We start from the raw sequence: 25,290 nt of genomic DNA, 5'->3' as shown, positions 1-25,290 counted from the left end.
TCCACGGCGCTCACTGCAGGGCCTCCTCGTCGGCCCGGTGCGCCCAGGTGGCGAACGTCTCGTCCGGGCGCTCCCGGTCGGCGAGATAGCGCCGGATCACGCGCTCCGCGTAGTCGGCGATGCCGTCGGCGGGCACCTTCAGCCCGCGGACGGTGCGGCCCAGGCCCGCCTCCTCCGAGCGCTCGGCGCTGGCGAGGCCGCCGCCGAGGTGCACCTGATAGCCGGGCACCTGTTCACCGTCGATCGTGACGAGCTGGCCCTTGAGGCCGATGTCGGCGGTCTGGATCCTGGCACAGGAGTTCGGGCAGCCGTTGACGTGCAGGGTGATCGGACGGCCGATCTCGGGCTCCAGGGCGCCGAGGCGCTCCTCGAGCTGCTCGATCGCCCGTGCGGCGTTGACCTTGGTCTCCACGATCGCGAGCTTGCAGAACTCGATGCCCGTGCACGCGATGGTGGCCCGGCGGAACAGGCTCGGACGGGCCTGCAGGCCGATCGCGTCGAGACCGGAGACGAGGGACTCGACCCGGTCCTCCGCCACGTCGAGCACGAGCACCTTCTGGTACGGCGTCGTGCGGATGCGGGTGGATCCGTGCGCCTCGGCGAGATCGGCGAGTGCGGTGAGCGTCGTGCCCGACACGCGCCCCACCGCCGGCGCGGCGCCGACGTAGAAGAGGCCGTCCTTCTGGCGGTGCACGCCCACGTGGTCGCCCTGGCCGATCGGCCTCGGGGCGGCGGGTCCGTCGGGCAGCGGCGCGTCGAGGTACTCGGTCTCGAGCACCTCACGGAACCTCTCGGTGCCCCAGTCGGCGAGGAGGAACTTCAGGCGCGCCTTGTTGCGCAGGCGGCGGTAGCCGTAGTCGCGGAAGATGCGGATCACCCCGTGCCACACCTCGGCGACGCGGTCGGGCGTCACGAAGGCGCCGAGGCGCTCGCCCAGCCGGGGCACGGTCGAGAGGCCGCCGCCGACCCACAGGTCGTAGCCGATGCCGAGCTCGGGGTGGGTGACGGCCACGAACGCGCAGTCGTTGATCTCGTGCACGACGTCCTGGCTGGGGTGGCCGGTGATCGCGGTCTTGTACTTGCGGGGCAGGTTGGCGAGGGTCTCGTCGCCGATGAAGCGCTCCGCGATCTCGAGGATCTGCGGGGTGGGGTCGATGATCTCGTCGGCGGCGATCCCGGCGACGGGGGATCCGAGGATCACGCGCGGCACGTCGCCGCACGCTTCGGTGGTGCTCAGGTCCACGTCCTCGAGGCGACGCCAGATCTCGGGGACGTCCTCCACGCGGATCCAGTGCAGCTGGATGTTCTGCCGGTCGGTGAGGTCGGCGGTGTCGCGGGCGAACTCGGTCGAGATCCCACCGATCACGCGCAGCTGGTCGGTCGTGAGCTGGCCGCCGTCGACGCGGACGCGCAGCATGAAGTACTCGTCCTCGAGCTCCTCGGGGCTCAGCGTCGCGGTGCGGCCGCCGTCGATCCCGGGCTTGCGCTGCGTGTACAGGCCCCACCAGCGGAATCGCCCGTGCAGGTCCGTCGGGTCGATTCTCGCGAATCCGCCGGCCGCATAGGTCGACTCGATCCGCTCGCGCACGTTCAGACCGTTGTCCTCGAGCTTGAACTCCTCGTTGCCGTTCAGCGGCTCCGTGCCGTCGACGGCCCACTGACCGTGCGGCTTGGTGGGCACGCGGGCGGTGCGGGTGCGGGCGCCGCGCACCGGGCCGGCGGGCGCGGCAGTGGTCGGTTCGGGAGACATGCCGACAAGCTACGTGCGCACCCGCCGGATCCGCCCGTCTGTGTCATCCGCTCCGACACGGAGCGTCATTGTTCGACATGGTCCAGTTTCCTCCGGGCGGGATGCTGTTCAATGGAGCGCCCGCCGCGCGGATCCGGTTCCCGCAGACCGCGGGACACGCAGAAGGCGGGACCCCGAGGGATCCCGCCTTCTGGCCGCGAGCTCAGTGCGCGATGTACGGGACGCGCTCCCAGCTCAGCACGTGGTCGGCGCCCGGACGGTTGATGGTCACGCGCAGCCAGTCCTTGTTGTTGGAGGAGCCGTCGACGGTCACACGGGTGAGGTTGTCGGCGGATCCGGTCACGCCGTAGGTCGTCAGCCACGGGGATCCGGCCGCGAGCGGCTTGTCGGAGTTGTACACGTGGCTGTCGCCGTTGACGAGGTAGACCTCGCCGTCGAAGGCGCGGGACTGCTCCACGAGGGTCTGCACGAGCGGCTGGAACGCCGAGATGTCCGACCAGGCCGGGGTGTACGTGGGGTCGAACATGTCGGCCTGCAACAGCACGGTCACGGCGCGGTCGTGCTTCTGCTTCGCGGTCGCGAACGTGCTCTTCACGAGCGAGATCGCGTTCGCCATCCTCGCCTGCTCCGCGGCGAGCTGCTCCGGCCGGGGCGCGGTGTCGCCGAGGCCCGCCCACGGCTGCACGCCGTCGTTGCTGCCCACGACGTGCACGACCGCGAAGTCCACGCCGTCGCGGCGCAGGGAAACGTTCTCCGGGAAGCCGGCCGCCGCCTGCGAGTCGAGCTTCACGGGGTTCTGCCCGAGGGAGACGCCCGGGTTGGCGAAGAACACCGAGCGGTCGTAGGCGAGGCGCTCCAGGGGGTTGTACGCGCCGTTGTTCGCGCGGTGGCAGTCGGTCCACTCGTTGTCGCCCGGAGAGTAGACGAGAGGGTTCGTGAAGGTGTCGAAATCGCCCTTGATCTGCTGGTAGAGCGCGTCGTCGCAGCGGCTGGATCCGTTCTTGATGTCGCCCACGTGGAACGTCAGCTCGGGATTCGCGGCGTTGATCTCCTGGATCCACTGCGGGAACAGCGCCTGCTGTGCGGCGCCGTAGGGGATGTCGCCGATGATCGCGAACGAGTAGTGCCCTGCCTTGTCCTGGCCCGGTGCGTCGGCGGCGACGGCGGGGGTCGCGCCCGCGGCGAGCAGGGCGATGACGGCCGCCGAGGCAGCCATGAGGGTGCGGGGGAGTTGCATGCGGATTCCTTCGCTCGGGGGCGCCGGGGCGGACGCCGTACCCACCCTCGCGCCGCGCGCGCCCATGCGAGTGGACGTCGCGTGAACGGAGGGCGAACACTCGCGATGCACTGCCGCCTTCGCGCTACGGGCCCGCCCCAGGAGCGGCCGCTGCGCGCCGGCGAGTGCTTCGCGGCTGGAGAGATGGAAAACGTCGCCCGCGCCGTCCTCCGCGCAGCGAAATCCATCTCGTGCGCGCAGCACTCGCGCCCGGAAGATGGATAACGCCGCTGCGATCGCGGAGGGAGCGACGTCTTCCATCTCGCGTGCGGGAAGCGCGGGGGCCGCTGGGGGTGCCCCGCCCGCGTGCCCGGATCCGCCGCGGCCCGCGGTTCAGGCTCGTGCCGTGAGCCGCGCGACGCCTGCGAGATAGCGGGCGACGACGAGGTCCACGAGCGGCGCCGGGGGCTCGCCGTCGTCGAGCAGAGGCTCGGTCAGCACCGAGGAGCCGGCGATCCGCGCCGCGACGTCGAAGAAGTAGCCGTGCGCGAGCAGGTAGGTCGCGACCGCCGCCCCGGGGTGGGTCTGCAGCGCCGCGGCGAGGCTCGGCTCGCGCGCCGCGAGGTACGCCGGCACGACGACGCGTCCGATCCGCTCGGCCAGGAGCGCCGCCGCGGCCTCGGCGTCCGGCAGGGAGAGAGGGTCGCGGGATCCGGCGACGGCGAGCACGAGCGGCGTCGAGGGATCCGGATCCGCGCCGGCCTCGGCGACCCGCTGCGCGAGCACCTCGGCCAGCCGGGGATCGGGTCCGAGCGGATCCGTCACCACCGCGTCGGGCCGGACCGCGGCCGCGCGACCCAGATCCACCCGCACGTGGAACCCCTGCGACAGCAGAAGCGGGACCACGACGACCGGCCCAGCGATGGCCGCCAGGGCGCTCGGGGCATCCGGCTCCTGCACGTCGACGAAACCCGCGTGCACCTCGACGGGCTCCTGGCCGGGGCTCTGCAGGCGCTCTGCGACCCGCTGCACGAGCAGCGAGATCGCTGCCGCACCGGCCGCGTCCCCCGTCCCGTGCGAGACGGCGAGCAGGGCGGGGCGGGTCATGCTCGGAGTGTATGCGGTGCCGCCGGATCAGGCCCGGCAGCATGTCATCCGGGGAAAGACGGCGGTCCGCTAGCCGAACGACTCCGCCACCAACTCGCCGAACAGCGCCTCGGCGTCGACGTCGAGCCGCTGACGTGCGAACCAGTCGCACACGTTCACGCAGTCGCGGTGCAGCAGATCCAGGCCCTGCGGATTCGCCACCGTGTCGACGATCTGCGGCAGGTCGATCACGACGACGCGGCCGTCGTGCACCAGCAGGTTGTACGGCGAGAGGTCGCCGTGCGCGAGCCCTGCCCGGGCGAACACCCGCATCAGCTCGACGACCTGCGCGAACAGATCGTCGAGCAGTGACGGATCGTGCCGGACCTGTGCCAGGCGGGGTGCGCCGACGCCGTCGCCGGATCCGATGAACTCCATCAGCACCTCGGTGCCGCTCACCTGCACCGGATAGGGCACGGGCGCGCCGAGCTCGCAGAGGCGGCGCAGCGCCTCGAACTCGGCGAACGACCACTGCGCCGCGGCGACCTCGCGGCCGTGCTCGCTCTTGCGCGCGAGGGCGCGGGCGTCCCGGGAGTTCCGGGTGCGGCGCCCCTCGGTGTACACGGTGGAACGGTGGAAGCTGCGGTGATCCGTGCTGCGATAGCGCTTGGCCGCGAGCAGGCTGCGCTGCGCCGGATCCCCGGGCACCGCGCGCTCGATGAGGAAGACGTCGGCCTCCTTGCCGGTCTTCAGGATGCCGAGCTCGGTGTCGACGGCGCCGGCCGAGGTCACCACCCACTCCGGGCGCGGCTCGGGACCGCGCTCGGTCGGGGTCGTCGTCGGCCAGGTGGTCCAGCGCTGACCGTCGACGAGGTCGACGTCGGCGAAGGAGAGGCCGAGGTCGTCGTCGTCGGCGGCCGAGAGGAAGTCGCCGACGACGCCGCGCGGAGCGGACGAGGAGAGGGGGACGGAGGAAGAAGGGGCATCCGGGGATGCGGAGGAAGGGATCACGAGAGACTCCGGGTCGGGGCCGCTCGCGAAGAGGTTCGGCGGCGGCCTCAGGGAAGAAGGTCGGCGAAGGGCGCGAAAACAGAGACGTTCATCGTCAGCTCCTTCCCTCGGATCCCGGGCGCATCCCGGTGCCCGCCGAGTCTACGGTCCGGCCGTGGCCGCTGTCGAGGCCCCGAAACCGTCCGAAAGGTGGAGGCGCCGGGCAGGCGGGCGCGCGGGCCGCTGAATACGCTGGAAGGACCCGACCCGAGGAGAGACGTGTTCACCACTCCCGCCCGCCTGTTCCGCGTGCTCGCGATCGCAGAGGCCATCACCTGGACTCTGCTGATCGGCGCCCTCGTGGGCCGTGCCGTGGGCCTGCCGCCGGTGCTCGTCACGATCGCCGGGTCGATCCACGGCTTCGTGTTCCTCTCGTACGCGGCCACGGCCGTGCTGCTCGCGTTCCACCAGCGCTGGGGCGTCGGGGTCGCGGTTCTCGCGATCGCGAGCGCGATCGTCCCCTACGCCACGATCCCCGCCGAGATCTGGCTGCACCGCACCGGCCGGCTGGCCGGGGACTGGCGCCTGGAGCAGACCGACGACCCGCGCGACGCCGCCTGGTACGACCGCACCATGCGCTGGTTCCTGCACCGGCCGTGGGTGCTGGCGCTGCTCGTGCTCGCCGCGGTCGCCGCGCTGTTCGCGGTGCTGCTGCTGATCGGCCCTCCCGGCGGGTCGCACTGACGACGCCGGGCGTCCGCCTACGCCCGGAGGGCCCGGAGCGCCCGATCAGCGGACGAGGATCGGATCCTTCTCGATGATCTCGTCGGCGACGGTCGGCGCACTGCCGTCGGTGCAGTCGAGGACGAAGGAGAGCCCGGCCCCTGCCCGCTCGAACACCCGGGCCTGGATGACCCAGGTGGCCGCGTCGTTGCTGCCCTGCACGGCTCGCGAGTCGACGTCGTAACCGCCCGAGGTCGCGTTCTTGAACGGCACGTCGGAGGCGGCGGCGGTGACGTCGGCGATCGTCGCCTTGGTCAGGGCGGCGAGCATCAGATCGCTGGCCTCGCGGTCGTCCTTGGCGCCGGTCGACGTCGTCGTGCCCTGCCAGAACTGCACGGTGCACAGCCCGTCGACCGTCGCGTAGGACCAGTTCCCGTTGCCGTCGTCGGGCTTGTCGACCTTCCAGCGGGAGTCGGCGATGAGGCCGTCCGACCACTCGACGTGGCCCCCGGCCGGCAGCGAGTCGGCGTCGAAGGTGAGGGTCCCCGACCCCGAGGAGTCGTCGGTCGTGGTGTCGGTCGGGGCGGGGGTGGGCGTCCCGCCGCCGTCGACGCGCACCGCGCCGCCGCCGTAGGGCGAGAACGGGAACCCGCACGCGCTCAGCGGCAGCGCGGCGGCGAGGAGCAGGCCGGCGGCGCCGAGGCGGAGCGCAGGGGCGGCGGTGCGGAGGCGAGTCGTCATGAGGCCGATCTTAGGGATCTGCTGAGTGCCGCGTCGATGGGGAGTGCTCCCCGTCCGCGGGGAACGGCCGCGCCGCGCCGCCCCGCCGGCGTCAAACTTGAGCGTTGTCCTATCAAGTTTGTTTTGACATCCCTTGACAGCGGGCGTACCCTTGAGTCATCGCGACTCAGGTTTTCCGGTGATCCCCGGGATCCTGCGGCCGCGCAGGCTTTCCCAGAAACTTCCGACTGAAGGAGAAAACAAATGGCACGTGCTGTCGGTATCGACCTCGGTACGACGAACTCCGTCGTCAGCGTCCTCGAGGGCGGCGAGCCCAAGGTCATCGCCAACGCAGAAGGATTCCGCACCACCCCCTCGGTGGTCGCCTTCACCAAGGACGGGGAGGTGCTCGTCGGCGAGACCGCGAAGCGCCAGGCCGTCACCAACGTCGACCGCACGATCGCCTCGGTCAAGCGCCACATGGGCACCGACTGGTCGTTCGACGTCGACGGCAAGAAGTGGACGCCGCAGGAGATCTCCGCGCGCATCCTGCAGAAGCTCAAGCGCGACGCCGAGGCCTACCTGGGCGACACGGTGACCGACGCGGTCATCACGGTCCCCGCGTACTTCAACGACGCCGAGCGCCAGGCCACCAAGGAGGCCGGCGAGATCAGCGGCCTCAACGTGCTGCGCATCATCAACGAGCCCACCGCGGCGGCCCTGGCCTACGGCCTCGACAAGGGCAAGGAGGACGAGCTCATCCTCGTCTTCGACCTCGGTGGCGGAACCTTCGACGTCTCGCTGCTCGAGGTGGGCAAGGACGACGACTTCTCCACGATCCAGGTGCGCGCCACCGCCGGCGACAACCGCCTCGGCGGCGACGACTGGGACCAGCGCCTGGTCGACTACCTGATCAAGCAGTTCAAGGACTCGACCGGCGTCGACGTCTCGAACGACAAGATCGCGCTGCAGCGTCTCAAGGAGGCCGCGGAGCAGGCGAAGAAGGAGCTCAGCTCCTCGACGTCGACCTCGGTCAACCTCCCGTACCTGTCGCTCACCGAGAACGGCCCCGTGTCGCTGAGCGAGACGATCACCCGCGCGAAGTTCGAGGACCTCACCAAGGACCTCCTCGACCGCACCAAGAAGCCGTTCGAGGACGTCATCCGCGAGGCCGGCATCAAGGTCGGCGACATCGCGCACGTCGTGCTCGTCGGCGGTTCCACCCGTATGCCCGCCGTGGCCGAGCTCGTCAAGCGCGAGACCGGCAAGGAGGCCAACAAGGGCGTGAACCCGGACGAGGTCGTCGCCGTGGGCGCAGCTCTCCAGGCCGGTGTGCTGAAGGGCGAGCGCAAGGACGTCCTCCTCATCGACGTCACCCCGCTGAGCCTCGGCATCGAGACCAAGGGCGGCATGATGACCAAGCTCATCGAGCGCAACACGGCCATCCCCACCAAGCGCAGCGAGACCTTCACGACCGCCGACGACAACCAGCCGTCGGTCGCGATCCAGGTCTTCCAGGGCGAGCGCGAGTTCACCCGCGACAACAAGCCGCTGGGCACCTTCGAGCTGACCGGCATCGCGCCGGCTCCGCGCGGCATCCCGCAGATCGAGGTCACCTTCGACATCGACGCGAACGGCATCGTGCACGTGTCCGCCAAGGACAAGGGCACGGGCAAGGAGCAGTCGATGACCATCACGGGCGGATCCTCGCTCTCGAAGGACGACATCGACCGCATGGTGCGCGAGGCCGAGGAGCACGCCGCCGAGGACAAGAAGCGCCGCGAGTCGGCCGAGGTCCGCAACCAGGCCGAGACCCTGTCCTACTCCATCGAGAAGCTCATCTCGGAGAACGAGGACAAGCTCCCGGAGGACGTGAAGACCGAGGTCAAGGCCGACGTCGACGCGCTCAAGACCGCGCTGGCGGGCGAGGACGACGAGGCCGTGAAGGCCGCGTTCGAGAAGCTGAACCAGTCGCAGTCCAAGCTCGGCGAGGCCATCTACGCGCAGTCGCAGGCCGACGCGGCATCCGCCCCGCAGGGCGAGCCGGCGGCCGAGGGCGCCGCGTCCGATGAGGACGTCGTGGACGCCGAGGTCGTGGACGACGAGGACGAGAAGAAGTAATGACGGATCCCAAGGACTTCGAGGGCCCCGAGGGGGGCCGTGAGGTCGGCGGCCAGGGGTCGGACGCGAACGCGTCCGGCCCCGCGGCCGGGGCCGATGACCTGCAGGACGCCGAAGAGCTCACGGTCGACGACATCCTGAACACCGCGCCGAGCGACGACGCGCTCGCCGAGGACGCGGCCCTCGCGGACGCCGAGCACACCCTGCTCATCGACCTCAAGCGCCTCCAGGCCGAGTACGCGAACTACCGCCGCCGCACCGAGGAGCAGCGCGGCGTCGAGATCCAGCGCGCGAAGGGCGAGGCCGCCAAGGGCCTGCTCCCCGTGCTCGACGATCTCGACCGCGCCGCGCAGCACGGCGATCTGCAGGAGGGCACCCCCTTCGCCGCGATCGCCGAGAAGGTCCGCTCGGTCGTCGAGCGGCTCGGCGTCGTCTCCTACGGCGAGAAGGGCGACGAGTTCGACCCGCAGCAGCACGAGGCGATCTTCCAGCAGCCCACCCCGGGCGTCGAGAAGACCGTCGTGCTGGAGGTCGTCGAGGTGGGTTACCGCCTGGGCGATATCGAGCTGCGCCCTGCCAAGGTCGTCGTCGCCGTTCCCGCTGAGTAGGGGTGGTGCATGGCTAGCCAGGACTGGTTCGACAAGGACTTCTACAAGACCCTTGGCGTCTCGAAAGACGTCTCCGAGGCGGATCTGAAGAAGACCTACCGCAAGCTCGCGCGCAAGTACCACCCCGACTCCAACCCCGGCGACGCCGCGGCGGAGGCGAAGTTCAAGGAGATCAGCGAGGCGTACTCGGTGCTCTCCGATGCGGAGCAGCGCGCCGAGTACGACCAGATCCGCGCCATGGGCGCCGGCGGCGCGCGGTTCACCGCGCCCGGCAGCGCCGGCAACGGCGGCTTCGACGACGTGTTCAGCGCGTTCAACCGCGGCCGCGGCGGGCAGACCGCCGACTTCGACGACATCTTCGCGATGTTCAACCAGGGCGGCGGATCCTTCGGATCCGGCCGTTTCGGGCAGCCGTCCGGAGGCTTCCGGGGCTTCGGCGGCCCGACCAAGGGCGCCGACGTCACGGCGCGCACCACGCTGTCGTTCGCGACGGCCGTGCGCGGCGAGACCGTCACGCTGCAGGGCGAGGACGGTCATCCGCTCAAGGTGAAGATCCCCGCGGGCGTGAAGGACGGGCAGAAGATCCGTCTTCGCGGTCGTGGCCGGCCCTCCCCGGACGGCGGCGAGAACGGCGACATCGTGGTGCAGGTCTCGGTGAGACCGCACCCCGTGTTCACCCGCGACGGCCTCAACCTGCGCGTCACCGTGCCGGTCACCTTCACGGAGGCCGCGCTCGGGGCGACCATCGAGGTGCCGACGCTGGGAGGGGATCCGGTCAAGCTCAAGGTCGCGGCGGGAACGCCGTCCGGCCGGGTGCTGCGCGTCAAGGGCCGCGGGGTCACGACGTCGAAGGGCACCGGCGACCTGCTCGCCGAGATCCAGGTCGCCGTGCCGGCGCATCTGGACGAGGCCGCGCGCGAGGCGCTCGAGCGCTTCCGGGCCGCCGAGCCCGCGGAGAACCCGCGCGCCGAGCTGCTGGCGAAGGCGCGCGCGTGAAGACCCCGTCATTGTGCGCCTCCGCTCGCGCCCTGCTGATGCCGAGAACGGGCGAACTGACCGAGATCAGGTGGATCCCTGCGGATTCTCCTGATCTCGGTCGGCCGCCCTCATTCCGGCAGGGCCGAAACGGGGTGCGCTGTGGGTGATGAGCGTATGAGCGCCGACACCCCGATCTTTGCGATCGCGGTCGCCGCCGAGCTGGCCGGCATGCATCCGCAGACCCTGCGGCAGTACGACCGGATCGGCCTGGTCGTGCCCGGACGCACCCGCGGCGGATCCCGCCGCTACTCCCAGCGCGACATCGCCCAGCTGCGCGAGGTCGCGCAGCTGTCGAGCGAGGGCATGAGCCTGCCGGCGATCGCGAAGCTGCTCGATCTCGAGGACGAGGTCCGCACGCTCCGCCGCCGCGTCGTCGAGCTCGAGCACGACCTGCGCGAGGAGCGGGCCAGCCGTCCCGGCGTGCGGGTATTCGCCGCCGGCGCGACGGGCTCCATCATGGCCGTCCCCTCCGGACGACGGATCCGGCGCTCCACCGAGATCGTCCTGTGGCGGCCCTGGCTGAACCGCCCTGAGGCGTCGGACGACGAGCTCGCCGACGATCCCGACGACAGCGAGCGCTGAGGCTGCGGGTCAGTCCAGCGGCTCGACGACCTCCAGGTTCTCGTAGGCCGGGCCGCTGGGATCTCCGAGGCGCTCGGCCCGTACGACCAGCGGGCATTGACCTGTGCGCGCGACGACAGGGGCGTTCTCGACGCGCAGGATGTCGCTACCGAACCACCTACGCGCGGATGAGTACCCGCGTCTGCTCGCGAATGTCGTCGCAGACCTGAGCGTTGGTGCTGTTCAGATGCAGCGGTGAGGCGAGGCAGACGAACATGGCCGCGGAGATGGCGCGAGCGAGCGTCGCGGCATCGCTCGCGGTGAACCGGCCATCGCGCTGCAGGATCTCGACGTAGGCGGCGTCGACGCGTTGGATGAGTTGGAGGCCGACGGCGTGGTGGGGCTCTTCGGGGTCGCCGAAGATGAGTTCGCGGAGGTAGGTGCGGCCGTTGTCGATCTGTCGCCGGTTGCACTCCACGACGGGTTCGACGAGCGCCATGATCGCCTCGATCGGCGATCGGGCGGTGGCGGCCGCGCGCAGGCCCGACTCGATCGCCTCGGCGTAGTGCGTGTTCTGCACGAGGAGCAACAGCTCTGCCTTGCTGCGCGCGTAGAGAAAGAGGGTGCCCGTGCCGATGTCGGCCGCATCGGCGATCTGCTGTGTCGTGACGTCGTCGACCCCGTATCGACGGAAGAGATCGTCCGCGGCCGCGGTGATGCGATCGAGCTTCTGCTGCTTGTTGCGCTCGCGGCGGCCGACGGGCGCAGTGTCGGGAGGGGTCATCAGGTCTTCATTCTACAGATTTTCATCGTACAGTCACTTGCGAGTGCGCTCATTAGTGACTACGCTCATAAAAAACGATGAGAGAAGCAGGTTATGAAGGCCTTCAGAATTGACCGGTACAAGGGCGAGGTCAGAGAAGCGGATGCACCCGAGCCCGTGGTAGGCGATCACGACGTGCTGGTGACTGTGCACGCGGCAGGGGTGAATCACCTCGACGTGAAGCTGGCCGAGGGGGAGTTCACGGCGATGCTCCACTACGAGCTGCCGCTGACCCTCGGGCACGACGTCGCGGGAACGGTCGAGGCAGTCGGATCGGCCGTCACCCGGTTTGCCGTGGGTGACGAGGTGTTCGCTCGCCCAGCCGACTTCCGCATCGGAACCTTCGCCGAGCGCATCGCGATCGCAGAGGGTGACGTGGCGTTGAAGCCTGATTCGTTGGGCATGGTCGAGGCGGCCTCACTGCCGCTGGTCGCTTTGACGGCCTGGCAGGCGCTCGTGGAGCGCGCCGGGGTCGGGGTGGGGAGCCGGGTGCTCATCCACGGCGGCGCGGGTGGCTTCGGGTCGGTCGCCGTGCAGCTCGCGAAGCATCTCGGAGCACATGTCGCCACGACCGCGAGCGCCTCGAACGTCGAGTGGCTGCGCGGGCTCGGCGCGGACGAGGTCATCGACTACCGTTCCCAGGATTTCGCGACGTTGCTCTCCGGTTACGACCTTGTCATCGACGGCGTAGGGGGCGAGAACCTCGAGAAGTCACTGCGCGTGCTGCGCCCCGGTGGTCTCGCCATCGGGATCGCTGGCCCGCCCGATCCGGCTTTCGCTCGGGCGATCGGCCTGAATGCCGGTCTCAGGCTGGCCATCGGTGGTCTGAGCGCCAAGGTGCGCCGGCAGGCGCGTCGACTCGGTGTCGACTACTCCTTCCTCTGGATGCACGCCGACGGCCGCCAGCTTGCGGAGATCGCCGCGCTCGTCGATGCCGGAGCGCTGCATCCCGTGGTGGGACGCGTGTTCCCGTTCGCCGAGACCCCCGCGGCGCTGACCGCGATGCAGCGTGGCGGCGTGCGCGGCAAGATCGTGGTCTCCGTGACCGACTGACCCGCATCCACCCACCCGACCACGTACCCCATCCCCGATACGGAGTTCCTCATGTCGTCACTCACCGGAGCCGTCGTGCTCGTCACCGGAGCCAATGGCGGGATCGGCTCGGCGTTCGTCGCCGAAGCTCTCGCCCGCGGAGCCGTGAAGGTCTACGCCACTGCCCGCACCCCCCGCGACTGGGGCGATGACCGGATCGTGCCGCTCGCGCTCGACATCACCGACCCCGCCTCCATCGCGGCAGCCGTCGAGGCCGCCCCCGACGTCACCGTCCTGATCAACAACGCCGGAACGCTGCCGCCCACGTGGAGCCTGCTCGACATCTCCGCCGACGCCCTCAGGGCCACGATGGAGACGAACTTCATCGCCCCTGTCATGCTCGCTGCCGCGTTCGCGCCGGTCCTGACCTCCCGTCCGGAGTCTGTGCTGATCGACATGCACTCGGTCGCCAGCTGGTACGCGTTCGGTGGCGCGTACAGCGCCTCGAAAGCCGCGCTCTGGTCAGCAACGAACTCGCTGCGCCTCGAGCTCGCCCCCAGAGGCACACACGTGGTGGGCGTGCATGTCGGCTACGTCGACACCCCGATGGCGGCCCATGACAATGGGCCGAAGATGCTCCCCGCCGATCTCGTCATTCACGTGTTCGACACCGTCGAAGCCGGCGGCTACGAAGTCATCGCCGACGAAGTCACCACCTCGATCAAAGCAGGACTGAGCGCACCCGTCGAAGCTCTGTACCCCGAACTGAAAGCCTGAGCGACTCGATCATGAGCGACGAACCCGTCATCACTTCCTATGCCAAGGCACCCAACCGCACCGTCACCACGAGCGGCACCACCTTCGCCTACCGCGAACTCGGCCCCCGGGGCGGCATCCCCGTGGTCTTCTTCGGGCACCTCGCCGCGACCCTCGACAACGGGGATCCGCGCATCATCGACCCGATCGCGAAAACCCGCCACGTCATCGCCTTCGACAACGTCGGAGTCGGAGGCTCCTCGGGCACCGTCCCACCCACCATCGAGCAGGCCGCAGAAGCCGCTTACCGGTTCATCCACGTGCTCGGCTACGACGAGATCGACGTGTTCTCGTTCTCCATGGGCGGGATGATCGCCCAAGACCTCATCGTCGCCCACCCGGGCCTGGTCCGCCGGCTCGTGCTCACCGGCACCGGCCCCCGCGGCGGCAAAGACATCGACAAGGTGCTCCGCACCACCTACTTCGACCTTCTCCGCGCTGCCCTCACCCGCTCGGACCCGAAGGAGTTCCTCTTCTTCAACCGCGACACCGCCGGCAAGCGTGCCGGCAAGGCGTTCATCGCACGGCTTCAGGAGCGCACGACGGACCGCGACGCGGCCATCGGTCTCAAGGCGTTCCAGACCCAGCTGCGCGCGATCCAGCGCTATGGCCGCTCCGTGCCCTCTGATCTCTCAACCTTCACCATGCCCACCCTCATCGCCAACGGCGACAACGACCGCATGGTGCCCTCGGTCCTCTCGATCGACCTCCATCGGCGCATCGCGGGATCAGAACTGATCATCTACCCCGACTCCGGCCACGGCGGCATCTTCCAGTACCACACCGACTTCGCCCCCCGAGCAGTAGAGTTCCTCAACCGCTGACCGCACCCCTCGCGCGGCGCGGCGCCGGACGGGCGCAGCCAGCGGCCGCCGGCGACGGCGGGGGAGATCTCCTCAGGGGTGCCAGGTGTGGTCGTCGGTGCTCCTCGGGGTGCGAGGGAGACGATCGGCGATCATCTGAAATCGATTTCCTTCTCGCGGATCCTAAGCGAGATCGCGGGGAAAGATAAAGCAGGAAGAGGAGACAGGACGGCGTCCGGATGCCAGACTCTCGCCGGGATCCGGATTTCGGCGAAGATCATCTTGTATCTGAAATCGATTTCGCCTAGCCTGGACGACAACCCGGTCGATGCCGATCCTGAGCGCGACCGCGGAACCGGCGTGAGCGCCGGACCCTGCACCGATTCGACGAGGAAGTCGTGTTCCCGAGGAGGAACCATGAAGACGGACACACAGCGCACCCGCCGGGTGGTGATGGCCGCACTGGGCGGCGTCACCGCGATCGGACTGCTCGCGGGCTGCGGCTCGAGCACCCCGGGACAGGCTGCGGGAGGCGGCGGCGACTCCGGGGGCAAGACCACCATCGAGTTCTGGCACCGCACGTTCACCCCGCCCGAGAACGCCTGGTACAAGGACATCGTCAAGAAGTTCAACGCCGCGCAGGACAAGATCGTCGTCAAGGACACCGAGATCCCCGCGGACGCCTGGGACCAGAAGATGAAGGCGGCGCAGGCCGCAGGCAAGGCGCCCGACATCTACACCCACTCCGGCAGCATCCAGGACGCGGTCAACGCGGGGCAGCTGTACGACCTCGGCAAGGTCGTCGACAAGTCCAAGCTCGACGAGATCATCGACTCCGCCAAGTCGGTCTCCGAGATCGGCGGCACCTACTACGCGTACCCCCTCCTGCAGGAGGCGCAGACGGTGCTGTTCTGGAACAAGGACATGCTCGCCAAGGCCGGGGTCGACACGGACAAGGCCCCCGCCACCTGGGACGACCTGCTCGCCGACTGCGCGAAGATCCAGCCGACGCTCGCGCAGGGCCAGTACTGCATCTCGCCCGCGTCCGACGCGATCACCTTCGCCTGGTCCACCGTCGGCCAGCAGTACAACTTCGCGGGCCACACCGCGCTCACCGACGACTGGTCCAAGCCGGACATCGACAACGCGGCGTACCGTGACCTGATGTCCAAGTACAAGGAGCTCTGGGACAAGGGGTACATGCCCAAGCAGGCGCTCGCCGCCTACGTCGAGGGCAAGGACTTCGGGCAGAAGAAGGTGGCCTTCAAGGTCTCCGGTTCGTGGATGATGTCCGAGATCGGCTCCGACTACCCCGACCTGCTCACCAAGACCGGCATCGGCGCGTTCCCGAACGCGTCCAACGCCGACGGACGCACCGCCACGACGCTCGGCAACTTCAAGTGGGTCATCGACGCGAAGAGCAAGAACGCCGAAGCCGCGGGGAAGTTCCTGGAGTGGTCGCTCGCGGGCGATCCGAAGAACCTCGTGCCGTTCTTCGTGAACACGCAGTTCACCAAGGTGCCCGTGCGCAAGAGCGTGCAGGAGGCCGTCGCGAAGGACGAGGCCGCCGCCAAGGCCCCGTGGTCGACCGTGATCGTCAACGACATCGCGCCGACCGCGATCCCCGAGCCGACCTACCCCTGGGACGTCTCGCTGGCCGTCGGCACCGCGATGGAGTCGGTCATGAAGGGCGCCAAGTCGCCCGATGATGCGATCTCGACCGCGAACGCCGCGATCGAGAAGGTCATCCAGTCGCAGGGCCTGCCCGGCAAGGCTCCGAAGAAGTGAGCGCGGCGCGGTCGGGGACCGCTGTGCGGCCGTCCCCGACCGCGCAGCCCGCCCCCGCATCATCCCCCCGACGGAGAGCAACGATGACCACGCCAGCGATCGACGACCGACGCGCCGCGAAGCGCAGGGCCGACCGGCACCGCTACCGCGACACGAGGCTCGCGTACCTGCTGCTCGCGCCCGTGGTGATCCTGCTCGGGATCTTCGTGATCTGGCCGGCCGTCTACGCGGGATTCCTCTCCTTCCAGGACTGGAGCTTCTACAAGGATCCGCAGTTCGTCGGCTGGAAGAACTACGCCGACGTGCTGACGGACCCGCTGTTCGTCGCGACGATCGGACGCGGCTTCCTGTTCGTGCTGATGACCGTGCCGCCGATGCTGGTGCTCGCGTTCCTCTTCGCGAGCCTCGTGGTGAGCGTCTCGCGGCGATTCGCGACCGTGCTCAAGGTCAGCATCTACATCCCGACGATCATCTCGTCGGTGATCGCGTCGATCGTGTTCGTGCTGATCTACACCTACGACGGCGGCATCCTGAACGCCGTGCTCGCCGCGTTCCACATCGACGCGGTCGCCTGGATCGGGGATCCGGCGTGGGCGCTGCTCTCGGTCGCCGTGCCCGCCGTCTGGCTCGGGATGGGCATCACCTCGCTCATCATGGTCGCGGCCATGGTCGACATCCCCACGGAGTACTACGAGGCGGCGGCGATGGAGGGCGCCGGCTGGTGGCAGAAGACCTTCTACATCACGATGCCGCAGATGAAGAACGTGTTCCTCTATCTGCTGATCACCGGTTTCGTCGCGGCGATCCAGCAGTTCGAGCTGCCCCTCGTCATGACCCAGGGCGGACCGCTGGACTCGACCACGCTGCCGAACCTGTTCATCTTCAACCACTTCCGCAACGACGTGAACGTGGGCTACTCGATCGCCGCGGCGCTGCTGCTGTTCGTCGTGCTGGGCTCCGTCTCGGCCCTCGTCTTCAAGTTCATCAATTCCGAAAGGCTCGTCGACTGATGAGTGCGACCTCCCCGACCACCGCGCTGGAGACCACCCGGATCGTCCTGGCCGGAAAGGGCCGCCGCCGCTTCACGGCGCCGCACGGCGTCACCGGCTGGGCGATCCTCATCGGCAAGGCCCTCGTGGGCCTGCTGTTCCTGCTCGCGGCCCTGTTCCCGCTCGCCTGGATGGTGATCGCGGGGTTCAAGGCGAAGACCGAGGTGCTCAGCACGCCGTTCCAGTTCTTCCCCGAGGTGTGGCACTGGGAGAACTACGCGAAGATCCTCGCCGACGAGACGTTCCTGCGCACCCTCGGCTGGACGTTCCTCGGCGCCATCCTGTTCACGCTGCTGAGCCTGACCGTGAACTCGCTCGCCGCCTACGCGTTCGCGCGGCTGCAGTTCCGGTTCCAGCGCACGCTCTGGGTCGCCGTCATCACGACCATGTTCATCCCGGGCATGACGATCCTGCTCACGAGCTTCATCGTCGTGACGCGGCTCGCCATGCTCGACACCCTCGCCGTGCTGGTGATCCCCGGTGCGGCGAGCGCGGCCTCGGTGTTCTTCATCCGGCAGTTCTACCTGAACATCCCGGCGAGTCTCGAAGAAGCGGCGATGCTCGACGGCTGCGGCCGCTTCGCGATCTTCGTGCGCATCTTCCTGCCGCTGTCCAAGCCGCCGTTCGTGGTGATGGGGATCACGGCCTTCCTGACCTACTGGAACTCCTACGTCTGGCCCATCATGACGATCACCTCACCCGAGAAGTTCGTGCTGCAGCAGTACCTCGCCGAGTTCCGCACCGGGCGGGGCTCGAGCGAGCTCGGCCTGCTGATGGCCGGATCCGTGCTGGCGGCCGCACCGGTCGTGATCCTGTTCCTCATCTTCCAGCGCCAGATCATCGGCAACATCAAGATGGCCGGACTCAAGTAGCCGGCCGTGTTCTCGAAGGGGAGAATGCCATGTCCGAAGAAGTGCTCCGCCCCGCCCGCGGGCTGACCCGCCGCACCGTCCTCCAGGGGGCGCTCGCCGCAGGCGCGGCGCTCGGGGCATCGGCGCTGGGCGCGAGTCCCGCGGCCGCCGCCGGGCTCACCGTCACCCGCATGAAGGTGCTCGCCGGCACGCAGGCGGGCGTGCAGTACGGGATCGGCGCGACCGACCTCGGCATCCCGGCCCGCACGCCCGACGGGCGGCTGCTGTTCACGTTCGGCGACACGTGGGCCGACGCGGTCGGCGGCGCGGACTGGCGTTCGCCGGTCGCGCTGTACTCGTCCACGAGCACCCTCGCTTCCGGGGTCGTGTTCAACGGGGCGGCGGGCGCGGGCGCCAACACCCAGGTCACGGCGCCGCAGCTCTGGTACTACCCGCACGACGCCTACTACGAGACCGTGATCCCCTCCGACGTGATCACGATCGGATCGCGGATGTACCTGCACGCGATCGTGAACGGACCGACGTTCGGGGCGGTGCGCTGGACCGAGCTCTGGCAGTCCGACGATTCGGGCGCGACCTGGCAGCACACGGGGCTGAAGTTCCCGGCGGACATGGCCGGCGGCCACTTCCAGTGCATCACCTGGGGGCAGGGCAACGACGGCTACGTCTACATCTACGGCACCGGCTTCCAGAGGGACAAAGGGATCGTGCTCTACCGCGTGCCGCAGAACAGCATGACGACCCTGTCGGCCTACCAGCCGTGGGGCTACGCGAACGGCGTCTGGGCGTGGGGCAATCCCGCCACCGAGGTGCTGCCGGGCAAGTTCGGCGAGATGTGCCTGCGTCCGCTCGGCGGCAAGTGGATCCTGACCTGGTTCAACGCCGACGCCTACCGGATCGACGCGATGGTGGTGAACACCCCCACCGACAACCTCTACACGGCGACGAAGACCACCCTGCTGTGGGGCGGGAGCTGGGGTGCCGAGGACGCGACGCACGTCGCCCAGCTCTACGGCGGGTACATCATCCCGGGCTCGACGCTGTCGGACCTGCACCTCAGCGTGAGCCAGTGGAACACCGGCGACAACAGCGTGTACCACGTGGAGCAGTTCCGGATCCAGGGGCTCGTCTGACGGCGGTCGTCAGCCGGCCGTGCCCACGCGGACGACGGTCGACTGCCATCCGGTCGAGCCGTTCGGAGCGATCGGGGTGCGCGCCTGCTCCTGCATCCGTCCGTTCCGATCGGTCGCCCGGACGACGAGGGTGTGACTGCCGCTCGTGGCGTTCCAGTCGAGGAACCACTGCACCCAGGTGTCGGCGCTGACGGGAGCCGACAGCGTCGCGGTCTGCCACGCCCCTCCGTCGATCTGCACCTCGACGCGCGCGATCCCCACCGTCTGCGCCCAGGCGACCCCGGCGATCCGGGCGGCCCCCGGCGGGATCTCCCTGTCGATGCGCGGGGTGTCGATCCGGCTCGACAGCTTGATGGGCGCCTGTGCGCTGTATCCGCGGGGCGTCCAGTACGCCTGATCCTTCTCGAAGGTCGTGACGGTCAGCCGGGTGAGCCACTTCGTCGCCGACACGTATCCGTAGAGCCCTGGCACGACCATCCGCACGGGGAATCCGTGCTCGGGTGGCAGGGGCTCGCCGTTCATGGCGACGGCGAGGATCGCGTCGCGGTGCGGATCCGTGAGCGCGTCGAGCGGCGTGCTCGCGGTGAACCCGTCGATGCTGCGCGAGAGGACCATGTCGGCCCCCTTCGCGGGGAGCGCGCGGGAGAGGATCTCGCGCACCGGCACGCCGAGCCAGCGCGCGGTGCCGACGAGATCGCCGCCGACCTGGTTCGAGACGCAGGTCAGGGTCACGGCGTACTCCCGCAGGCCCATCCGCAGCAGCTCGTCGAAGCTCAGCTCGACCTTCCTGCCGACCATGCCGTCGACCGTCAGCCGCCAGTCCGCCGGGGCGATCGCCGGCACCGAGAGCGCCGTGTCGACGCGGTAGAAGTCGGCGTTCGGGGTGAACAGGGGAGACAGGCCAGGGATGTCCAGCTCGGCGCCCGCGGGCACGGTGACCCGCGACAGCGGCTCCGGCAGCCGCAGAGCCTTGCGTGCGGCCGCGATCGAGGTGGTCGCCGCGGTGCCGAGGCGTGCGCCCACGCCGGCGAGGACGGCGGCGGCGGCCCCGACCGCGGTCAGCACCAGGAAGCGCCGGCGATCCGGGCCCGCCTCGACGCCGGCCGCGGGGACGCGCCAGCGGTGCAGCGCGCGGATCGAGAGGGTCAGGAACGTGCAGCCCGCGATCGCGCCGACGAGCGGCGGCAGGGCCGACGCGCCGCTCGCCCCCGCGCGCGTCACGGTCGCCAGCAGCCCGGCGACGCCGGCGAGGGCGAACACCGCGACGCCGGCCCCTCGGCGCCGGCGCTCGAGAAGACCCGCGACCGCCGCGAGAAGGAGCACGCCGACGCCCAGGGTCAGCAGGAGGAAGAGCTTGTCGTCGGCGCCGAAGAGCTCGATCGCCAGCTCCTTCGCCCACTGCGGCACGATGTCGATGACGAACGAGCCCGCCGCGAGCAGCGGACTCGTGTCGCGCGCCACGAGGAAGGCCGTGATCTCGGCGGCGGCGACGAACACCGCGCCGCTCACGACCCCCGCGACCGCGGCCCAGATCCGTGCGCCTGTCTTCCCTGTGCTCTCACCCATGTCCCTGGTTCGTCGCGATCGGCCGATCGGATGGCGATCGGACCGGATCCAATCCGGTGCGGGTGCGGCTCCGAACGCATCGTGTCGGCCGATGAACGGTCGCGATGCACCAGTCAAAGGAGAAAGATCATGCGATCCACTGTTCGCCTGCACGCCCGGGCGTCGCTCGCCGCCGCCAGCCTGCTCGCCGCCGCGGCCCTGGCCCTCACGGGCTGTTCGTCGATGTCGGGCTCGTCGTCCGGCTCGTCCTCGGAGCCCGCCACCAGCGCGCCGGCCGCGTCGCCCACCCAGACGATGGATCCGGCGGCCGACCTGGTCGGACCGGGATGCGCCGCCTACGCGAAGCAGGTCCCCTCCGGCGCGGGCTCCGTCGCCGGGATGGCGCAGGACCCGGTCGCGACGGCCGCGAGCAACAACCCGCTGCTGACCACGCTGGTCGCGGCGGTCTCGGGCAAGCTCAACCCGAAGGTCAACCTGGTCGACACGCTCAACGGGAGCGAGTTCACCGTCTTCGCACCCGTCGACGACGCCTTCAAGAAGATCGATCCCGCGACGATCGACACTCTGAAGACGGATGCCGGCGCGGACACCCTCAGCAAGATCCTGACGTACCACGTGGTCGCCGGTCAGATCTCGCCGAAGGACATCGTCGGCACGCACAAGACCGTCGAGGGCGGCGAGGTGACCGTGACCGGTTCGGGCGACAACCTCAAGGTCAACGACGCGAACGTGATCTGCGGCGGCGTCCACACCGCGAACGCGACCGTGTACCTCGTCGACTCCGTCCTGATGCCGCCGGCCCAGTAAGGACCCGCGGATCCGCCACGCAGACCGGATCGCATGATCGACGAACCCGTCCGAGCATGCGGTCCGGTCCCGCGGGGGAGGGGCAGACGGAAGGACGCGATAGTGCTCGCCCTCGACGCATTGCCGATGCGGGGCAGGGAGGTGAGGCATGCTGGAACCCATGGTGATCGACGATCGGGAGCACGCCGAGCAGGACGGCGGCGACGACCTCGCGTCCGCGCTGCTGCTGCGCGTCGCGCAGGGCGATCAGTCGGCGTTCGCCGAGCTCTACGACATGCTTTCCTCGCGCGTCTTCGGCCTCATCCTCCGTGTCCTCGTGAACCGGTCGCAGAGCGAGGAGGTGCTGCAGGAGGTCTTCCTGGAGATCTGGCAGACCGCTTCCCGATTCGCCTCCGATCGGGGCCGGGGCAGGACCTGGATCCTGACGATCGCGCATCGTCGAGCGGTCGACCGCGTGCGGGCCTCGCAGGCCAGCGCCGACCGGGACGTGCGGATCGGGGCGCGCGACCTCGACGTCGCCCATGACAGCGTCGCCGAGCAGGCCGAGCTGTCGATCGACGCGGACCGGGTGGTCGACGCCCTCTCCGCCTTGCCGGACGCGCAACGCGAGGCGCTCGTGCTCGCGTACTACGGCGGCTACTCGCAGAGCGAGATCGCCACGATCACGGGATCACCGCTGGGAACGGTGAAGACCCGCATGAGAGATGGACTCACGCGTCTTCGGACGCACTGGGGGGTGAACGCATGAACGAGCAGGAGTTCGCAGAGCTGGCCGCAGGCCACAGCCTCGGATCGCTGTCGGTGCAGGACGAGCAGCGCTACGAGGCCGCGCTCGCCGCGCACCCGGAATGGGCTCCGATCGTCGCCGACGACGCGGACACCGCAGCCCTCCTCGCCGAAGGCGTGCCCGCGGTCGCTCCCCCGCCGTCGCTCCGCGACGCGCTCCTCGCCCGCATCGCCGTGACGCCCCAGGAGCCCGCTGACACGGTGCCCGCCGCCGCGCCGCCCGCCCCCGCGGATCCGCCGTCCGCCCTCGCCGACGGGGGCCATCAGGAGCCCGCTCCGCAGTCCTCCGCGGCTGCGCCCGCGCGCCGTCCGCGCAGGCTCCTGTTCGCGCTCGCCGCATGCCTCGTGCTGGTCGTCGGGCTCGGCGCGGGTGCCGCGGTCGTGATCCCGCAGCTGCTGCGCCCCGCGGCCGTCGTGGCGCTGGACCGGATCGAGAACGCCCCGGACGCCGCCCAGAAGACGGTCTCGCTGCCCTCCGGCGGACACGCGACGGCGCACTGGTCGGCGTCGATCGGCACGGCCGTGCTCGTCTCCGACGGGCTCGAGCCCCTCGACTCCGCCCGCACGTACGAACTGTGGTTCGTCCGCGGCGACACCCCCGTCTCCGCCGGCGTCTTCGCCGCCGAGCCGGGCACGACCACGGCGCAGCTGCGCGGGAGCATGCACGCCGGCGACGCGATCGCGGTGACCGTCGAGCCTGCCGGAGGCTCGCCCACGGGCAAGCCCACGACCCAGCCGATCGTCGTCATCCCGACGTCCTGAGGCGGCGCCCGGCTCGACCACGCCGGAACCTCCGACGGTATCGGCACGGAATATTGAGCCCGCGTTCAGAAACATGACAGGCAGTGCTCCGTAGCGTGGGAGAACGGGGCGGACGCCCCGAGCCGCGCTCGCCGCGGTGTCCTGCCACGAAGGAGCATTCCGGAATGACGAACACCTCGAAGCCCGCCTCCTCGCTCGGACTCCTGGTCCTGCGCCTCGTGATCGGCGGCGTCTTCGCCGCGCACGGCGCGCAGAAGGTCTTCGAGTACACCCTGCCCGGCACCGTCCAGGCCTTCGCCGGCATGGGCGCACCCCTGCCCGAGATCGCCGGCCCCGCGATCGCGTTCCTCGAGCTGATCGGCGGGATCCTGCTCGTCGCCGGCCTGTTCACGCGCCCCGTCGGCGTGCTCCTCGCCGCCGACATGGCGGGCGCCATCGTACTGGTGCATCTCGGCAACGGCATCTGGGTCGGTGACGGCGGCTGGGAGTTCGCGGCCGTGCTCGGCGCCGCCGCCCTCGCCCTCGCCTTCACCGGCGCGGGGCGCTACGGCCTCGATCGCGCCGTGCTGCGCGGACCGGTGCGCGCGCTCGCCTGAGCCCGGATCCGGCGCCGAAGACGGAAAACGTCGCTCCCACGACCGTCGGAGCGACGTTTTCCCTCTCGAAGCGGCGCCTGCGGGGTTGCGCGGTCAGGGGGCGCGGACGAGCGCGACGTCGTCCATCTGCATCCAGATGTCGCCGCTGTCGGTCCAGACCCCGCCGTAGAGCTGCACGGCGTCGCGATCGCCGGAGTCGAACGTCACGGTGAAGCGCGTCCACGCGCCCACCGAGACGAAGTGGGCCTCCGAGATCACCGTGCCGTCGAGCGACCGCGCGCCGAAGTAGCCGGCATCGCTGTTGACCGAGGTGCGCAGGAAGCCCGTCAGCCGGTAGCTCGTGTGCGGCTGCACCGCCACATCCTGCCAGATGTCGCGCCAGCCCTGGTTGTACCGCACGAACACGCGGTGGTCGCCGGTGAAGCCCGCGGCCGGCGCATTGTCGATCCCCGAGTTGGGCTTCGCGCCCCAGGTGCCGTTCGTGCCGTCGCCCAGAGAGGTCGCGCGTTCGAAGCTCGGATCCGCCACCAGGTTCGGGTCGACGATCGTGCCGTTGCGATCGATGCGCAGGTGCATCAGATACACGTTGTACGGGTTCCACTGCGACATCGTGAAGTAGATCTCGCCGTTCTTGTTCCACGGATGGAAGTAGCCGCCGTACAGCGCCGGGTAGTCGGTCGAGCTCGCGACGGTCTGCGCCGGCGTCCACGGTCCCTCAGGGCTCTGCGCCGTGCGCAGGACGATGTCCTCGCCGGACAGCGTCATCATCAGGAACCGCTTGCTGTAGTCGTCCCACTGCACCGACATCTCGCTCATCGGCGCGTCCATGACCGGCTTCGCCGCGGCTTCGTCCTTGCTCCAGGACGAGCCGTCCCAATATCGGTACGACGCCTTGTCGAGCAGCTTCTGCGCGGGGACCTTCGCGACCGAGGCCGGGCCGTTGCGGCCGTTCTGCGTGCCGAAGACGTAGATCGTGCCGCCCTTCTGCACGTACGCCTGCATCTGGAAGGGATCATGCCCGTCCGGGTTGTCCCAGCGGGTGTCGGATACGGTCCAGGTCTCGCCGTCGTCGTCGGAGTAGGCGATGCCGGCATGGTTCGTGTCCCACACGCCGGGAGGTCCCCACTGGCGCACCGACATGAAGCCCAGGTACTGACGTCCGCCGACCGAGATGCCCGACGTCGGGATGACCGTGATCTCGTCGCCGTTGATCTTCTTCGAGGGGATGATCTGCTTCGCGATCCCCGCTGGATCCTGCACGACGTGATCCAGCAGCATCCCATCGGACAGGTCGGTGTCGCTCGAGCGCAGCAGCACGTTGCTGCGCCAGTTCCCGTTCGGCGGCGCACCTCCGCCCGGACCCGTCCAGGAATTGCCGAAGGTGTCGCCGAAGGCGGCGAGCACGTGGCCCGATCCGTCGTCCCACAGGATTCCGAGGTCGGTGGACTTCACATCCCACTGGCCCCAGGTGTTGCTGGGCGCATCCGGACCGGTCACCTTCGAGACGACCGTCGCCGGCGTCGCGGCCGACGTCGCGACGGCGGAAGGCGAGGCCGTCGCCACCAAGGCGAGCGCGGTCAGGGAGGCGGCCGCGGCGCCGGCCGCGATCCTCGTGAAGGGCTTCATCGCCCTCTCCTTTCTTCG

General features: G+C 69.7%; 24 protein-coding genes. 16 read left to right on the top strand and 8 right to left on the bottom strand.

What is annotated here, in order from left to right; genetic code table 11:
- Positions 1-10 precede the first annotated feature (10 nt).
- From NFX31_RS16185 to NFX31_RS16170, 4 genes are all read right to left on the bottom strand, one after another.
- Positions 11-1,750 (bottom strand): nitrite/sulfite reductase, encoded by a 1,740-nt coding sequence (locus tag NFX31_RS16185; RefSeq protein ID WP_262956260.1) that lies wholly within the window; start codon positions 1,748-1,750, stop codon positions 11-13.
- 202 nt (positions 1,751-1,952) lie between these two features.
- Positions 1,953-2,987, bottom strand: coding sequence for a metallophosphoesterase (locus tag NFX31_RS16180; RefSeq protein WP_262956259.1), 1,035 nt, complete (start codon positions 2,985-2,987; stop codon positions 1,953-1,955).
- A 372-nt stretch (positions 2,988-3,359) separates the two neighbouring features.
- On the bottom strand, positions 3,360-4,073 hold the full coding sequence (locus NFX31_RS16175) for a sirohydrochlorin chelatase (protein WP_262956258.1): 714 nt from the start codon (positions 4,071-4,073) through the stop codon (positions 3,360-3,362).
- 69 nt (positions 4,074-4,142) lie between these two features.
- Positions 4,143-5,063, bottom strand: a complete 921-nt coding sequence (locus NFX31_RS16170; RefSeq protein WP_262956257.1) for a serine protein kinase RIO — start codon at positions 5,061-5,063, stop codon at positions 4,143-4,145.
- A gap of 258 nt (positions 5,064-5,321) precedes the next feature.
- Here NFX31_RS16170 and NFX31_RS16165 point away from each other — a divergent pair, with 258 nt between their 5' ends.
- On the top strand, positions 5,322-5,786 hold the full coding sequence (locus tag NFX31_RS16165) for a DUF3817 domain-containing protein (protein WP_045248834.1): 465 nt from the start codon (positions 5,322-5,324) through the stop codon (positions 5,784-5,786).
- Between the two features lie 45 nt (positions 5,787-5,831).
- Here the strand turns inward: NFX31_RS16165 and NFX31_RS16160 are convergent, their stop codons facing one another.
- Positions 5,832-6,506 (bottom strand): hypothetical protein, encoded by a 675-nt coding sequence (locus NFX31_RS16160; RefSeq protein ID WP_091478032.1) that lies wholly within the window; start codon positions 6,504-6,506, stop codon positions 5,832-5,834.
- 243 nt (positions 6,507-6,749) lie between these two features.
- Here NFX31_RS16160 and dnaK point away from each other — a divergent pair, with 243 nt between their 5' ends.
- The 4 genes from dnaK (at position 6,750) to NFX31_RS16140 (ending at position 10,834) form a co-directional block, all read left to right on the top strand.
- The gene (gene dnaK, locus NFX31_RS16155) at positions 6,750-8,606 is read left to right on the top strand and encodes a molecular chaperone DnaK (RefSeq protein ID WP_045248864.1); all 1,857 of its coding nucleotides are present in this window, start codon (positions 6,750-6,752) and stop codon (positions 8,604-8,606) included.
- Positions 8,606-9,214, top strand: a complete 609-nt coding sequence (locus tag NFX31_RS16150; RefSeq protein ID WP_091478033.1) for a nucleotide exchange factor GrpE — start codon at positions 8,606-8,608, stop codon at positions 9,212-9,214. Before dnaK ends, NFX31_RS16150 begins: the two co-directional genes overlap by 1 nt.
- Before the next feature lie 9 nt (positions 9,215-9,223).
- Entirely contained in the window at positions 9,224-10,210 is a 987-nt protein-coding gene (locus tag NFX31_RS16145; protein ID WP_091478034.1) for a DnaJ C-terminal domain-containing protein, read from the top strand.
- Between the two features lie 156 nt (positions 10,211-10,366).
- A complete protein-coding gene (locus NFX31_RS16140) occupies positions 10,367-10,834 on the top strand; it encodes a heat shock protein transcriptional repressor HspR (RefSeq protein WP_175491240.1) in 468 nt (155 codons plus the stop codon).
- 157 nt (positions 10,835-10,991) lie between these two features.
- On the opposite strand, the gene NFX31_RS16135 is transcribed toward NFX31_RS16140, so the two are convergent.
- Positions 10,992-11,597, bottom strand: a complete 606-nt coding sequence (locus NFX31_RS16135) for a TetR/AcrR family transcriptional regulator (protein ID WP_262956256.1) — start codon at positions 11,595-11,597, stop codon at positions 10,992-10,994.
- 93 nt (positions 11,598-11,690) lie between these two features.
- Between NFX31_RS16135 and NFX31_RS16130 the strand changes: the two genes are divergently transcribed.
- The 7 genes from NFX31_RS16130 (at position 11,691) to NFX31_RS16100 (ending at position 19,129) form a co-directional block, all read left to right on the top strand.
- Positions 11,691-12,689 carry an NADP-dependent oxidoreductase gene (locus NFX31_RS16130; protein ID WP_262956255.1) on the top strand — a complete coding sequence of 333 codons (999 nt, stop codon included), beginning with the start codon at positions 11,691-11,693 and terminating at the stop codon, positions 12,687-12,689.
- Between the two features lie 51 nt (positions 12,690-12,740).
- Entirely contained in the window at positions 12,741-13,445 is a 705-nt protein-coding gene (locus NFX31_RS16125; protein ID WP_262956254.1) for an SDR family oxidoreductase, read from the top strand.
- 11 nt (positions 13,446-13,456) lie between these two features.
- Positions 13,457-14,308 carry an alpha/beta fold hydrolase gene (locus tag NFX31_RS16120; protein WP_262956253.1) on the top strand — a complete coding sequence of 284 codons (852 nt, stop codon included), beginning with the start codon at positions 13,457-13,459 and terminating at the stop codon, positions 14,306-14,308.
- 396 nt (positions 14,309-14,704) lie between these two features.
- A complete protein-coding gene (locus NFX31_RS16115; RefSeq protein WP_045248869.1) occupies positions 14,705-16,075 on the top strand; it encodes an ABC transporter substrate-binding protein in 1,371 nt (456 codons plus the stop codon).
- A gap of 83 nt (positions 16,076-16,158) precedes the next feature.
- Positions 16,159-17,085, top strand: coding sequence for a carbohydrate ABC transporter permease (locus tag NFX31_RS16110; RefSeq protein WP_045248870.1), 927 nt, complete (start codon positions 16,159-16,161; stop codon positions 17,083-17,085).
- On the top strand, positions 17,085-17,996 hold the full coding sequence (locus tag NFX31_RS16105) for a carbohydrate ABC transporter permease (RefSeq protein WP_262956252.1): 912 nt from the start codon (positions 17,085-17,087) through the stop codon (positions 17,994-17,996). The genes NFX31_RS16110 and NFX31_RS16105 overlap by 1 nt, the downstream gene beginning before the upstream one ends.
- A 29-nt stretch (positions 17,997-18,025) precedes the next feature.
- Positions 18,026-19,129 carry a DUF4185 domain-containing protein gene (locus NFX31_RS16100; RefSeq protein ID WP_262956251.1) on the top strand — a complete coding sequence of 368 codons (1,104 nt, stop codon included), beginning with the start codon at positions 18,026-18,028 and terminating at the stop codon, positions 19,127-19,129.
- Positions 19,130-19,138: 9 nt separating this feature from the next.
- On the opposite strand, the gene NFX31_RS16095 is transcribed toward NFX31_RS16100, so the two are convergent.
- Positions 19,139-20,695: a molybdopterin-dependent oxidoreductase gene (locus NFX31_RS16095; protein WP_262956250.1), complete on the bottom strand. Its 1,557-nt coding sequence runs from the start codon at positions 20,693-20,695 to the stop codon at positions 19,139-19,141.
- Between the two features lie 129 nt (positions 20,696-20,824).
- Here NFX31_RS16095 and NFX31_RS16090 point away from each other — a divergent pair, with 129 nt between their 5' ends.
- The 4 genes from NFX31_RS16090 (at position 20,825) to NFX31_RS16075 (ending at position 23,646) form a co-directional block, all read left to right on the top strand.
- Entirely contained in the window at positions 20,825-21,502 is a 678-nt protein-coding gene (locus NFX31_RS16090) for a fasciclin domain-containing protein (RefSeq protein WP_262956249.1), read from the top strand.
- Positions 21,503-21,650: 148 nt separating this feature from the next.
- Positions 21,651-22,250, top strand: a complete 600-nt coding sequence (sigK, locus tag NFX31_RS16085; protein ID WP_175491241.1) for an ECF RNA polymerase sigma factor SigK — start codon at positions 21,651-21,653, stop codon at positions 22,248-22,250.
- Positions 22,247-23,050, top strand: a complete 804-nt coding sequence (locus tag NFX31_RS16080; RefSeq protein WP_262956248.1) for an anti-sigma factor — start codon at positions 22,247-22,249, stop codon at positions 23,048-23,050. Before sigK ends, NFX31_RS16080 begins: the two co-directional genes overlap by 4 nt.
- A gap of 164 nt (positions 23,051-23,214) precedes the next feature.
- Positions 23,215-23,646, top strand: coding sequence for a DoxX family protein (locus tag NFX31_RS16075; protein WP_045248780.1), 432 nt, complete (start codon positions 23,215-23,217; stop codon positions 23,644-23,646).
- A gap of 93 nt (positions 23,647-23,739) precedes the next feature.
- Here NFX31_RS16075 and NFX31_RS16070 read toward each other — a convergent pair whose 3' ends face one another.
- Positions 23,740-25,272 carry a DUF4185 domain-containing protein gene (locus NFX31_RS16070; protein ID WP_262956244.1) on the bottom strand — a complete coding sequence of 511 codons (1,533 nt, stop codon included), beginning with the start codon at positions 25,270-25,272 and terminating at the stop codon, positions 23,740-23,742.
- Positions 25,273-25,290 lie beyond the last annotated feature (18 nt).

The organism is Microbacterium azadirachtae (genome assembly GCF_025583665.1).
GTDB lineage: Bacteria > Actinomycetota > Actinomycetes > Actinomycetales > Microbacteriaceae > Microbacterium > Microbacterium azadirachtae.
The sequence above is the reverse complement of the archived record's forward strand: the minus strand, read 5'-3'. Positions and strand labels throughout refer to the sequence as shown.